A 14914-nucleotide genomic window follows, 5' to 3' on the forward strand; every position below is an offset into this window, starting at 1 on the left:
AATTCTCTTTTGCAAAAATAAAGTAAAACAACATACAAGTTAACAAATTGTATGTTGTTTTAAAAAAGAAAGTTATTTTATTGTACGGTAAATATTGTACTCACCTTCAATGTTTAATTAATTCACTTACATCAAATTTTTGAAATTCTAGTTATGATAATAAGTTGTGAACCCTTCTACCACTAGCACAATATAACAAAAATTTTTTATTAACTATTAAAACTAAGGTTTTCATTTATTTGTGAAAACGGAAGCAATTTAGCTTCAGAAACATAGGCTAGATCTGTTTCAATATTTTCTCTAATATCAACTGGCTCATAACCTTTATAAAGATAGAACTTATATTCGTTTCATGCTATACTAGTCATTTTTTTTGTTTTCTTTCTTAATATCTCTAACAACATCAACAACAGCAGGCACTGATTTTAAAGCAGAAATTATCATTGATAATTGATCACTGTTTCTAACTTTAATCTTCATTGTCCCTGTAGCTAATAATGATTTTTGGTCAGCTTTAACATTTGCTGATATTGTTGAAGCTTTTAAACCAATTAGCACCTTTGTAACATCATAAAGAAGATTTGGTCTATCAGTTGCATAATATTTAATTGTTGTTTGGTAATCATGTGTTTCTGCAACATTAGGATTTCAATTTACAACAACCAATCTTTGCGCCAAATCACCACTAACATTAATACATTCTGACAAATGAACTTTAATCCCATTACCTTTAGAAACATATCCAACAATTGACTCATAAGGGATAGGAGCACAACAACTTGAAAGTTGTGTTTTCAAATTAGCGATTCCGTCAACTAAAACATCATTTTTAAAATCTAAAATTTGTATTTTTTCACTTTTAATCGCTTCTCTTGCTGCGTCATCTTTACTAAAATCATGATCAATATAAATTAAATCAATTGCTTTTTCAATTGAATATTCACCTTTATAAACAGCATACAAAAAATCATCTTCACTATTAAATGATATTTTTTTAAGTGATTCAAGAATTTCTGCGGATGTTTTTCGTTTTCAACGCAAATCTTTTTGGTTAATTGCTGAATTAATGGCATTTTTAGTTTTTTCAACATAAACTTTAATTTCGTCTTTACGATCTTTAATATTTGTTTCATTAATCATTGAAGTTAAATATTTTTTGATTCTATTTCTAGCATTGCTTGTGACAACAATTTTCAACCATTCATGAGTCGGCTTTTGTTTAGAAGAAGTTTTAACTTCAACAATTTGTCCTGATTTTAAAACAGTATTAATAGGAGAATAAACTCCATTAATTTTAGCTCCAGTTGTATGTTCTCCAACTTCTGTATGAATTCTATACGCAAAATCCAAAACAGTTGAACCGAATGGTAAAGTTACCACTTTTTTATTTGGAGTCATAACATAAATTGAAGAAGTAAAAATATCTTCTTTTAAAACATCTTCAATTTTTTCTTTTTTTTCTGTTGAATCATCTGAAATTGTGGCTGATTCTTGATCCAAAGAAATAATACGATCAAATAAATCTATTTGTTCATCGATTTCTTTTTGTTTTTTATTAATATCAACAGATTCACCTTCTTTATATGCTCAGTGTGCTGCTGCTCCGGTTTCTGCTACTTTATCCATTTTTTCAGTTCTGATTTGAACTTCGAATATTTCTCCTTTCACATCAGCTAAAGTTGTGTGTAATGATTGATAAACGTTATTTTTAGGTGTTGCTATATAATCTTTGAATCTACTTGTCACGGGCGTATAAAATTGATGTAGGTAACCTAAAACTTTGTAACAATCATCTGCAGAGTTAACAATAATTCTAATAGCTAATAAATCTGTAATTTCATCAAATGATTTACCAATTTGGTTCATTTTTCGATATATTGAATAAATTGTTTTTGGTCTTCCGAAAATATCAATTATTTTAATATGCTTTTCAACTCTTAAGAATCTTTCGATATCTTTGATTATAGAGTTTATTGAAGATATTCTTTTTTCTGAGTTAGTTTCTACCAATTTTTCAATTTTTTTGTATTCTTCAGGATTTAAAACTTCAAATGATAAATCTTCAAGAATCGATTTAACTTGTTTCATTCCTAATCTATGGGCAATTGCTGTGTAAGTCTCTAAAGTTTCTTTAGCAATGATTTGTTGTTTTTGTTCGTTCAAATTTTTTATTGTCAGCATGTTGTGCATACGATCTGCTAATTTGATTATAATTACTCTAATATCAACAGCCATCGATAGATAAATTTTTCTTAAGTATTCAGCTTTTTGTTGTTCACGATTTTCTTTGGCAAAATAAGAAACCTTAGTTACAGCTTCAACAAGATTAGCAACTTCTTCGCCAAAAACATCTTTAAGTTCTGCATACGTTATTGCTGTGTCTTCTAAAATATCATGTAGCAAACCAGCAATAATAGTTTTGGGTCCCAATTTTAATTGCGCTAAATAATAAGCAGTTGACAAAGGGTGACAAATATATGGATCATTATTTTTTCTAAGTTGTCCTTCATGCTGGTTTTTTGCAAATTCAAATGCCTCATAAATTGATCGTAGTTCTTTTTTGGAATAAATATAAGTTTTTAATTCCTTTTCCAATGGAGCATAATCATCAATTTGAACAACATTTAATAATTTTCTTGATGTAATTTCTTTTTTTCTGTTTAGTATCATAAATCAGCCTCTTATGCTAATTATTATACAATAGATAATAAAAAACGACGATTATACATCGTCGTTAAATATTCTAATATTCAATTAATTTTTGAACACGATATTTGGATAATAAACTTTTATCATGTAAATCTGTTAAATCTGCTAAAAAAGAAATTCCACTAACTTGTCCTTGTTGTTGATTTACCAAATCAATAATAGCTTCAATTGTTCCACCAGTGGCTAAGATGTCGTCGATAATTACAACTTTGTCTCCTGGTTGAATATCCCCAACATGCATTTGTTGATGGTTTGTTCCGTATTCTAATGTATATTCGATATCTAAAACTTTTCTTGGTAATTTACCTGGTTTGCGTACCAAAACAAATCTAGTTTTGGTATTAAAAGCAACAGCTGATGCTAAAAGAAATCCTCTTGCTTCTGGAGCTACAACAACATTAGCTTTACTTTCTTTAACAAAAATAGAAATTTGCTCAATTACGTATTGAAAAGCTTCGACATTATTTAGCAACGGGGTGATATCTTTAAAGTTAACGCCTTTGTTAGGGAAATCTTTAACATCATAAATAAAATCTTTTAAATTCATCTTAACCTCTTAATCATTTATGTTTTCTATAATTTGTTCTTCTCCCGAAACTTTTAGTTGGGCAATATATTTTTTAAATCCGTATTTTGCTCGAATTCTTTTTTGTTCTAGAACTAATCAAAGCGGTAACATAATTGTTAAAACTGCAATTGAAGCAACAATAATTCCGATTGTTAACGACAGACCCATACCTATAATTGTTGGCATTGTGATTACCGCAACAATACTAATAGACAAGTACAATAAACCAATAGTTAATGATCTTACTATTCCGAATTTAAATATTTGGGCAAAAATTTCTTTTAAAAAATTATTTTGACTAGCTTCAATTTTAATTTCTTTGTTAATTTTTGACTTAAATACTTTCAATTCTTCTTTTAACATTTGTTTTTGATGTTTAAAGTCTTGAATAATAATTCTTTTTTCTACTTTCAATTCTTTTGGAAGTTTACTAAATAATTTTTTAAAATTCATTTCTAATTGTTTCTTAAATTTCGAAATCTTCTTTTTAGTTGAACTTTGAATTTTTTCTTTTTTTACAAATTTAGATAACTGCTCTTTTTTGATTTTTTTCAATTCTAAAATTCTATTTTTAATGTCCTTTTGTTTGTTTTTGATTTTAAACGTTAATTCAATTTCTTGTTTAAAGTAATTATGCAATGATTTTTCATCTTTAGAATCAATAATTTTTTTACCTTTTCCTAATATTAATATTCCTAGTAGAATTACAAAACTAATAATTGTAACAATCGCCGGTAAAATTTCAATAGAGAAAGGAACTCTTAATGTAATTATTACTGCAGCTGTCGCTACTACTGCAATAGTCAATCCTAAAGCTAAGGCTACAAAGTATGTTCATTTAAATCTAATAATCATGTAAGCCAACAATGCTAAAAGAACAATTGCAAATGTTACAACTATTTGAATCATTTGTTTATAAGTTGTATATGGTTTAGTTTCTAATACCAAAACACCTTCAGTTGGTGTTGGTTCTACTGGAGTAATTTCAGAAATGTTTTCATTAGCAATTTTTTGAACCGCAATTCTAAAAATATTACTTTGTTTAATTATGTTAGAAGTTGTAAATATTGAAATTCAACCTGTTTCCGAAATAGGAATATTGGTGTTGGTTGAATAATCTATTCCGTATGTAACTTTAACATCATCTAAAGATATTCCATTTGCTTTTGAGAAAAATAATCCTAATTTGTCATTTGCAAAAATATATTCGTAATAACCCGCAACAGTAGCTGCTTGTCATTCTTTTTTAGCAATTGTGTTTTCTGCTATTTCACCATTAATTTCATATTTTTCTTTAATTCTAATCTCTGTATTATCTTTAATAGATTTTAATTGAGAATTTATTTCGTAGTCATCACGACTATCTAAATCAAATGACCTAGTTATATAAGAACCGTATATATAAATGTTAGATCCTTTTCCAAAATTAGAAGAATAATTAAATCCAAATAATAAAGATAAAATTATTGACACAAGTAAAAGAATGCCAGTTACAATAGTTGTTATAATTCCAGCTTTATTAACTTTTTTTTCTAAAAAATTTACCTTACTTATTTGATTTACACTAATATCTTGGCTATTTTCTAATTGTGAATTTTGTGAGGACTTTATATAAGATTTTTTTCAACTTATAAAAGGAAGAATCATTAATAAAATAAACTTATTTTTTGAAGAAGAAGCCTTTTGATAACTTCTTTCAATTTTATTTGTTTTTTTAATTCATTTAAGTTTGTGTTTTTCAATTTTATTTGTTATTTTAATCTTTTTCTTTTCAATAATATTCTTTTGTTTTGTTTCTAATTTTTTAATTAAATCTTCATTTTTTTTAATTTTAATTAATTGTTTAGAAGTTAACTTATCTTTTTGTGACAATTTATTATTTTTTTCTTTATTAGATTCAATTAAATATTGAATAAAGAATGAACCTTCATTTTTAAATGAAGTGTCAATCGGCAATAATCATTCGTATTTTTTGAATATGTTTGTTCTAACAAGCACAAACATTAAAATTCTGAAGAAGATAACCGCAAAGACAAGAACGCAAATAAGACCAAGAGTAGCGATTGTTGCAAAATTTCTCAATCCTTCAGTTCCTATTCAAAATAAAACTATGTTAGGAATTATTGTAGCAATGATCATATCAACTGCAATTCCTAAGGTTTCTTTACTTCCTATTTTGAAAGAAGACAAAATAGGTCTTTTTTCTATATAAATATTATTTTTTAAAGACTCAAAGAACACTACTGCTATATCTATTGTAATACCTATAACAATCATCAGCAAAGGAATAAATTCAGGTCCTAAAGTGATATTGAACAAGGTAAACATGAACAACACGGCACTTCCAATAGCTAAAGCCACGATAAGAGTGAAAAGCCCTAATAATCTATAGAAAAACAACATGAATATCATCATCGCTAATACAATAATAATTAAAAAGATAATTGAAGCGATTAATAAAGCTTTTGTTAATGTTGGTTCAACAGAACTTATTGATGAAACTTTAAAAGACAAACCTTCAGCATTAGCAGCTATTTGAGCTCTAATTGTTTTTGCAAAAGTATAATTTGGAGTTTCAATAAAAAATTTCTTACCATTTGGATCAATATAATTTTTTGGTTTGGCTTCTGTTGCTTCTATTTTTCGTGTAGAACCACTAAAAATAAAGTTATATTTAAAAATATCTTTATCAAAGTTAGATGACGAAATTATACCATTTTTAATTTCTAAAGATTTAGTGAAAATTGTATCAACTAAAGTTGCAAAAACTTTATCAACTCTTCCAATTTCAATAGTTGGGTCTTTTTTAGAAATCAAGGATTTTGAATACTTACCAGGAACCGCGCCTTCAGTTGATTTGTTGGAAAAATCAGCAGCAACTGAATTAGAATCGTAAACATATTTGGAAATTTGGTTCGCAAATTTAAAACTGTGGTCAGGATTATTTTCTGGATTTAAAAATTTTCCAAGCCCCTCACTTGTTCTTATGTCAACTAATCCATCTTTACTATTTCTAGTTTCATCAATAACAGCGTCAATAAAGTCTTTATCAACTATTGATCCGGATTTTTCTACTCAATAACCAGCAGCATTTCTATAGTAAAAAGTTCCAAAGAAAAAATCATTTAAAATATTTTTAGTATCTTTATTGTCTGAATTAAGGTCATTTAAGTAATTTTCAATAGGTTTAATAACTCCATCGACATAATTTTCGTAAAATTTATCTTTGTTATCATTATTGGATAGTAAAAAATAAGATCTAAAATTACTAAACAAACCGTCGACATTAGCAATTAAGTCAAAAGTTGGTGTTTTATTGGATTCATTACCTTCTGTTTCAGAACTTTCACTAGCAATAATTTTTTCTCAATTACCTTCAGGTAATTCAAAAGAAATATATGGTTTGTTAGATTCTCCAACTTTAACAGATTCTGTTTGAACTTGTCCAAATACAGAAGATAAACCTTTTTTACCTTCTTCTACATTTGTAATCCCGATTTTAGACATTAATGTTTGATCAAACATTATATCTTTGTGAGTATCCTGAGTTAAAGCAAATAAACCTCCAGCTGACTCAATTTCGTTTTTGAAAATTTCTTTGTTATTACTATAAAAATTTTCTGGAGCAGAAACTAATAATCTTGATTTACCCGAAATTTTAACATCAACAGAACCATCAGAAAAAGGTGATAATTTTGACTGTAAAATTTCAGCCGCCTTATCAGCATTACCATTTGGTAAAACAGTTGATTCATCAGTTTTTTTTGTATCGTAAACATCAACAAGTGCTTGAAATTTTCGTTGATATTGCGGACCTAGCTTTAAATTAGATTGAGAAGAAGATATAGAAAAACCTATGCTTAAAACTAAAGCCACGATCATTAAGAATATAATTGAAATTCTAACTATACTTTTTGGCCGAAATTTATGTTTTTTATTTTGGTTTTTCATACAAACGCCCCTTTCTATTCAAGATTATTAAACAAGTTAACAAAATTGAAATAAATCTTTAACTTATTTATAACAAATTTAAGTTCAAATAAAAACTATTTCTTAATTTTGCTTTGCATACGTTTTCAAGTTTTATAAATGGCTTCTTTGTCAATTTTGTTCATCATTTTTTTGTCTGCAGACAATTTCAACTTAATTGATTCCATTCGTCTTTCATCTTTTAGCTCCGAAATGAAAGGTCCTTTTACTGCTCTAGTTTGAATAACATTAGCATTCATATCTAAATCTACGTTCATAACTCCTTTTTCAATTGATTTTCAATTCATTAAAGTGGTTGTTATTGTTAATACCTTTTTCTTTGTCATTTCTCTTCCGGAATGATGAATTTCTGTTTCGTGAATTAGAACATCATTTCTGTAACCTGAATCAAATAAAAACTTTTTAACTTCATCTGGTTTTGTTGTAGTTAACAATATTGTTCTTTTAACATTTTTAGGATAACTAACATTAATTGCAACTCCTTGAACAATAACCAAGATAACAGAAGCAAACAAAGTCGGTCCAAAAATAAATTTAACTCTTAAAATAGCGAGCATGCTTGATGAGTAACCAGAGAAATTTGGGTCTGTTGACAATAATCTTAAAACTTCTTGTCTTGAATTTTTTAATGCATCTGCTAGTGTTGTTGGTTGACTTTCGTTTCAAAGAGGTGATGATTTAAATCATTCATCAATACCATTTAAATTTAAAATTTCAGCATTTGTTGAACTATTTAATACTGAATATTTAAATGATTTATGAAAATCTTCAGGTACTAATAACATTGTGTTTGAAATTATTACTATGAACAAAATAACAAAATTCATATTACGATTAATTGTTCCGATATCTTTATTTTTTTTCTTAGCAAATCAAAGTGTTAAAAAATCAGTTCCTCCTGAAGAAGCACCAACTTTATAAGTTGTTGCTAAAGATCAACCTAACAAAGCTCCTCCAAAAAAGGCGAACACAAACAGCCAAATAGTTGTGTTTCATGAATCTTGCAATGAAGAAATTAATTGATAATCCAAAACAAAATGTCATTCAGTAGGATTTATAACTGGAAGTCTTGTGATGATTTGGTCAAAACCAATTGATAAAACCATATAAAGAAGTGTTGTTAAAGTGAATTTAACTCCTAACTTTAAATAACCAAAAATAATTAACGGAATATTTAACAGGAAGTAGTAAACAAAATAGAAACTACCTTGTTGACTAGCATTATCTGGATAAGTTACAACCGATAAAAATCTTGCAAAAGAACCTAAACCGCCTGGAAATAGACCCGTTTTACCTGTAGAAGAAATAAAATAATCTATTGCTATAGTTGTTGCAAAGGCAGCTAAACACAATAATAAAAACTCATATCAAAAAGCTCTTTTAAAATAAGTTGTTCTCATTAAACTTATTTGTGCTTTAGAAATAAGCGTGTTGTGAATTTTTTCATAAAATTCCGAAGCTTTAATTTCAAAAACTTGTTGCTCACTAAGAGAAACAACTTTTGTTTTTTTCTTTGTCTTAACAGTTATTTTCATTTAATTTCTCCTAGTCACCAAACAATTCTGAACGACGTCTTTTATACTTTTCTTTTTTAATTTTAGCAATAGATTCTTTAATATGTTCTCTTTTGCGTTTTTGTTTGATTTTTTCTAATTCATCTTTACGTTTTTTCTTGTACCCGGGCTTAACTTTTGTGTTTTTATATTTAGAAATAACAATTTTAGACTCTGTATCTAAATTTAAATTATTTTTCTTCTTTTTTTGCTCTCTTTGTTTAATATCAATAAGTTCACCTTCAACTAATTTTTGAATCGAAAATTCAATACCTTTATTTTTTAGTTCTTCAATTCTTTGTTGATTTTTAATATTGAATAAAACATAACTTTTACCTTTAAGATTTGATCTACCAGTTCTTCCTGAACGATGGATGTAGTAATTGGAATCAGAAGGTAAATTTATTGATATTACATGAGAAACTCCTTCAATATCAACACCTCTTGCCGCAACATCTGTAGCAACAACATATTTGAAATCATTATTTTTTACCTTTTTAAGAGTTGCCATTCTTGTTCTTGGTTGAAGATTACCATGTAATTCGCCAACGTGACCAACGTTATTTTTACGCAATATCTTAACAATTGAAGAAATATTATCTTTACTATTAACGAAAATCAAGCACATATAAGGATTTATACTTTTAACTAAATTCGATAAAACTAATTCAATTTCTTTATTTTTAGTATCTATTAAAATATGTTCCACATTTTTAGTTGAGGGAATAGATTCAGAATCATCAATAAAAATAGAATTTTTTAAATATTTTTTAATAAATGGTCGTAGATTTTCATCTATAGTTGCTGAAAAAAGTGAAATCACAACATTTTGGTTTACCCTAGAAATCATGAAATCAACATCTTCAATAAAACCTAAATCGAAAATCATGTCACATTCATCAACAACAACATAACTAGCTGTTGTAATTCGCAATTCATTTTGTTCATATAATTCTTTGATTCTAGTTGGCGTTCCTACAACTATCATTGGTTGAGTTTTTCTTAAATTACTTATATTTTTATTAATATCCTCACCACCAATGAAAAGTCCACAAGTTATTTTTGATTCTTGTTTTTGGAATGGTTTTATATTATCGAATATTTGCTTTGCCAATTCACGAGTTGGAGCAATAATAATAGCTTGAACATGTCTTTTTTCAAAAGACACGTTTAAATCTAAGTTATTTAAAATAGGCAGCAAAAAAGAGTGAGTTTTACCAGTTCCTGTATGAGCTAAACCGATGACATTTTTATGCTTTTTTATTAATGGGATAACTTTGTTTTGAATTGATGTTGGAGTTTCAAAACCAATATCAAAAAGAGTATCGTTAATATATTTTTTAAATCCAAATGATGAAAATAACATATTTTTAACCCTTTCTAAATTGATTTTCAATATCAATAGTCGTAATTTTTAAATCTTTAAATGTATTTATTAATTTGTTTTTTATGTCATAAATAAAATAGTTTTCCATATAATGACCCAAAGCTAACAAACTCACTTCATTATCTTCTGCATAAATTCATTCATTTCACTTTACTTCACCTGTTACAAAAATCTTTTGTTCCATTTTTTGTTCAATCATAGTTGAAGCCCCCGAACCACTAGTTAAATAAAATTCATTTAATTGTTTATGATCATCTCAGCTTTTATTTATTTGACAGTGTTCAAGTGAAAAAATTTTTTTGAAAGTTTCTCTAAATTCTTTGTGTGTAATTTTATTTTTTAAAATAAATTTAATGCATTCTTTATTTTTTTTAAGATGGCTAAATTTTTTTATATTAAATTGTTCAGAAACAATATTTTGTATATTTTGGTATATTGAAGCATCATAATTTGTGTGGATAGAATATATTACAAGATTATGGTTAATTAATAATTTAATCATTTTACTTTTTTGCGGATTTTGTTTTTCCACAACTAATTCACCAAATATAAATGGATGCCTAGTAATTATCAAATTAACATTATTTGCAATTGCAAACTCAACGACATTTTTATTTAAATCTAAAGCAATAACTACATTTGTAATTTCGGTATTAAAATCTATATTTTGCTTGTTACTAATATTTTGAATACCGTTAAAATCTCATTCATAAGCTAAATTAGGATCGAATTTTTTGTCCAAGTACTTTATGATTTTTATTAATTCCATAATTTTATAAACCTTACTATCTTTTTATTAGATTTTCTTAATTTTTTGCTTTTGCTTTTTTTTGATATTTTTGAAATAATTTCATTGTTGTAGTTAAATTTGTTTAATAAATAACTTCTATATTCTAAGTTATTTTTATAAAAATTAAAATCACCTAATTCCAAATCATGTTTTTTAAATTTAAAACTTTTATTTATCATAATTATTCAATAAGGTTTTTTGTTTTCGTAAATAAAACTTTCAAATTCTATTTTATAATCATTAGATTTTGCTCATTGTCTTAAACCTTGGATTTCTGTATTTGAACAGAATAAATAGTTTTTAATTTTTTCATTATCATTTTCAATTATTTTTAACATTGTTTTTGTGCCCAAACCAGAAATTGTTACATAATCAATAATTTGAGTTTTTTCATTTATAAAGTCTAAACCATTTGCTAAAATGATTTTGATTTGTGAATCTAGATCATGTTTAGAAATGTTATTTTTAGCCGAATTAAGAGGACCTTCATTTATATCTACAGCATAAACCATTTTTGCTTTATTTGTTTTTACTGCATATATAGGTAAAAATCCATGATCTGTCCCTATATCTGCCAAAGTAAGTTTATCATTTGGAAGTATATCTACTAAAAGTTTTATTCTTTCAGAAATGTGCATTATTACCCTTTATAAAATTCTTTAAGTGTTTTACCTAATTTATTATTATTTTGAGGTGTTTTTAATTTTCTAACAGTTTTTGCTTCAATTTGTCTAATTCTTTCTCTAGTAACGTTAAGTTCTTTTCCAACTTCTTCAAGAGTTTTTGGCGAATCATATTTAGATAAGTGAAGTTTGATAATTTCACTATCAAAAATTCTAATTTTTTCAATTGGAGTATCTATATGAATGTTTAGTTCTTTAACTGCATCTCTTAATTCTTTAACTGAATCATCACCACATTCTTCAGCTAAACGTATTAATGTTCTAAGTTTTGTTGGGATTATTCCATAACGCATACGAATAACTTTTTCTTCTCTTGGAGCCATTTCTGAAAAAACATTATCCATAACTTCTTTTAAAACTTCTTTTTCAGCATATTCATTAGGAGAAACCATATCTTTATCTTCTACAAAATCATCAAAATGAGTATCATCTTCATCACCAAATGGTTTTTCCAAAGATACAGGTTCAGTTGACAATTTTTTAATTTCAACAACTTTATGAGCAGTCATTCCTGCACCTAATTTTTCAGCAACTTCTTTTGGTGATGGTTCACGACCAAGTTCTTGAGTCAATTGTCTTTCAATTCTTGATAATTTATTTATCGTTTCAACCATATGAACTGGAATTCTTATTGTTCTTGCTTGATCTGCAATTGCTCTAGTTATAGCTTGTCTAATTCACCATGTTGCATAAGTAGAAAATTTGAAACCTTTTTTGTAATCAAATTTATCCACAGCTTTCATCAAACCTATATTTCCTTCTTCAATCAAGTCAGAAAAATCAAGACCCCTATTAAGATGTTTTCTTGCAACAGAAATAACAAGTTTCAAGTTAGATTCAATCAATTTATGTTTACCTTCTAAAACATCTTCAGGGTCTTCAGATTCAAGCATTTTAGCATATTCAATTTCTTCTGTTTTTGATAATATTCTTGCAGAACCAATACGGTTAAAATAAGCTTTGATTATGTCTTGGATTTTTGTTTCATTAGATATTCCGCCAACTCTATATTTTGAATTAGTAATTTCTTTAGCTTCTTTTTTTGCTTTGTCCATAGCTTTTTTAGATGCTTTTATGTCATCTAAAAAATCATCTTCCAAACTTTCAATTTCCAAATCTTCAATATTTTCAATAATTTCAATATCTTCATCATCAGATAAAAATTCAGGAACAAAATCTTCTTCGAAATCTTGATCTCCAGATAAAATTTTAGCTTTCGTAAATTCTTCAAAAAGATTTTCTTGATCATCATCTGTAAAATTAGGAAATTGTTTTGCTATTGTATCTTGAATTTCTTCAATGCTCACTTTTCCGTTTACTTTAGAGAAATTTAAAATATAATCTTTAAAATCCTCGGTATTACTGATTTTTTTAAAATCTGCTGGTTTAAACTTTTTAATTGTCATTGTCTTTTCCTCTTAATTCTTGTTTTTTAATAAATTTATTTTTCTTGTGTATTTATCGACTAGTTCCAAATAAGTTTTTTGTTCAATATAACTTTTCGCATCACTTATTTTTTTAAAATAGATATCTTTTTCCTTCTCTAGTTGGTATATTTTCATTTTTCGCAATGAATCATCCATTTCTGTTCCAGACATTTCTAAAATATTAAGAAATTTATCTTCTGTTAAATTAAAAATTAAATCATTTATTTTTAATCCTTTATTTTCTAAAATATGACTAATCAAATTAAAGTCACTGCCTTGATAAGTTCCTTTTTTATATTCTTCAATAATACTTTTTACTAACATTTTTGTTTTTGGGGAATTGAAGTTTTCAATATTTTCTTCTACTTGATCAATGAAATTATCGCTTTTTAATAAAGAAAGAAAAACTCTTTGTTCAGCTCTTTGGTATGCTTCTAATTCCTTGTTAGATAATTTGCTTTTTTTAATATTTTCAAATCTTTTATCACTCAAAACTTGATTCTGACCATTACTTTTATTTGAATAATTTTCAAAATATTTTTTAATTTCTAAAATATCAATTTTTGTTATTTCAGAAATTTTTTGTAATGTTTGACTTTTTTCTACATCTGATTTAATGAATATTAATATCGAAAAAATTCTATCCAAATATTCATCTAAACTATAAGGATCTTCATTTCTAACGTATTGATAAGTTTTTTTTGCAATAAAATGTAAAGGATAAACGCTTTCTTCAATCATTGTTAATACCGAATTTAAATCATTATTAGAGATTAATTCGTCAGGATCCATATTTGTTTGATTATCAATTATTGATAAAGAAATATTGTTTGCAATAATTTTTTTACTAGCTTTTATTGTTGCTTCTATGCCGGCATTGTCACCATCTAAAAACAATTTAATATGAGCTTTGAAACGTTTGAATAATTTAATATGATAATCGCTTAATGAAGTTCCCATAATTGCAATAGTGTTTTTTATTCCAGCTTTATACATAGAAATAACATCCATAAAACCTTCTAAAACAATGATTGTTTTTTTAAAATTGACCTCTTGTTGAATATTTTGAACATTATAAGCTAAATCCGATTTTTTAAATACTAAATTTTCTCGACTATTAATATATTTTGGCTTTATATCATTTACTGTTCTGGCTGAGAAACCAATAACTTTACCATCTTCATTCATGATAGGAAAAATAATTCTATCAAAGAAAAAGTCATAAATCTTTTCTTCTTTAATTGAAATAAGTCCAGCCTCTTCTATTTCTTTAAGATTAAAACCTTTTTCAATAAGTTTTTCATAAAGTTTTACTTCTTTAGAGGCGAAACCAATACCCCAAAAAATCAATTCTTCTTTTTTAATATTTCTATTTTCGAGATAATGTTTAGCATCACTTCCGAATTTAGAATTTAAAACCATTTGATAAAAATTCATTGCAACATTATTTATTTCAAATATTTTTTGTTCTTTTTCATTATACTTACTTGTTTTTGTTTCGTTTTTTAATTCTGATAAATCAATACCGGTTATTAAAGCTAATTTTTTTAAAGTGGAAAGAAAATCTAATTTTTCAAAATTTTCAATAAACTTGATAATGTTTCCGCTCGCTCCACAACTAAAGCATTTATAAATTTTTTTATCAGGAGAAATAGACATAGAAGGATTGCTATCTTCATGAAAAGGACAAACAGCTCAATAGTTTCTTCCTTTTTTTGAAAGTTTTATATAAGATGAAATAATTTCAACAATATCAGCCTTATTAATAATTTGATTTATTTTTTCTTCTGATACAGTACTCATAACT

10 protein-coding genes are annotated in these 14914 nt (G+C 26.4%); all 10 read right to left on the reverse strand.

Going from position 1 to position 14914, the window contains the following annotated elements; all coding sequences use genetic code 4:
• Positions 1-209: 209 nt before the first annotated feature.
• Positions 210-368 (reverse strand): hypothetical protein, encoded by a 159-nt coding sequence (locus ESOMN_RS03825; RefSeq protein ID WP_156920188.1) that lies wholly within the window; start codon positions 366-368, stop codon positions 210-212.
• Positions 361-2670 (reverse strand): RelA/SpoT family protein, encoded by a 2310-nt coding sequence (locus ESOMN_RS02060; RefSeq protein ID WP_024863303.1) that lies wholly within the window; start codon positions 2668-2670, stop codon positions 361-363. The genes ESOMN_RS03825 and ESOMN_RS02060 overlap by 8 nt, the downstream gene beginning before the upstream one ends.
• Before the next feature lie 73 nt (positions 2671-2743).
• Positions 2744-3256, reverse strand: a complete 513-nt coding sequence (locus tag ESOMN_RS02065; protein ID WP_024863304.1) for an adenine phosphoribosyltransferase — start codon at positions 3254-3256, stop codon at positions 2744-2746.
• Positions 3257-3265: 9 nt separating this feature from the next.
• Entirely contained in the window at positions 3266-7228 is a 3963-nt protein-coding gene (locus ESOMN_RS02070; protein WP_024863305.1) for a protein translocase SecDF, variant type, read from the reverse strand.
• Positions 7229-7323: 95 nt separating this feature from the next.
• Positions 7324-8802: a YitT family ABC transporter gene (locus ESOMN_RS02075; protein WP_024863306.1), complete on the reverse strand. Its 1479-nt coding sequence runs from the start codon at positions 8800-8802 to the stop codon at positions 7324-7326.
• A gap of 10 nt (positions 8803-8812) precedes the next feature.
• Positions 8813-10186: a DEAD/DEAH box helicase gene (locus ESOMN_RS02080; RefSeq protein WP_024863307.1), complete on the reverse strand. Its 1374-nt coding sequence runs from the start codon at positions 10184-10186 to the stop codon at positions 8813-8815.
• Between the two features lie 4 nt (positions 10187-10190).
• Positions 10191-10976: a Nif3-like dinuclear metal center hexameric protein gene (locus ESOMN_RS02085; RefSeq protein ID WP_024863308.1), complete on the reverse strand. Its 786-nt coding sequence runs from the start codon at positions 10974-10976 to the stop codon at positions 10191-10193.
• Entirely contained in the window at positions 10967-11635 is a 669-nt protein-coding gene (locus tag ESOMN_RS02090; RefSeq protein WP_034942308.1) for a class I SAM-dependent methyltransferase, read from the reverse strand. The genes ESOMN_RS02085 and ESOMN_RS02090 overlap by 10 nt, the downstream gene beginning before the upstream one ends.
• A gap of 2 nt (positions 11636-11637) precedes the next feature.
• The gene (locus tag ESOMN_RS02095) at positions 11638-13080 is read right to left on the reverse strand and encodes a sigma-70 family RNA polymerase sigma factor (RefSeq protein ID WP_420855355.1); all 1443 of its coding nucleotides are present in this window, start codon (positions 13078-13080) and stop codon (positions 11638-11640) included.
• An 18-nt stretch (positions 13081-13098) separates the two neighbouring features.
• Entirely contained in the window at positions 13099-14910 is a 1812-nt protein-coding gene (gene dnaG, locus ESOMN_RS02100; RefSeq protein WP_024863311.1) for a DNA primase, read from the reverse strand.
• Positions 14911-14914: the final 4 nt, after the last annotated feature.

Origin of the sequence: Williamsoniiplasma somnilux (assembly GCF_002804005.1) — a bacterium.
Classification (GTDB): domain Bacteria; phylum Bacillota_I; class Bacilli_A; order Mycoplasmatales; family Mycoplasmataceae; genus Williamsoniiplasma; species Williamsoniiplasma somnilux.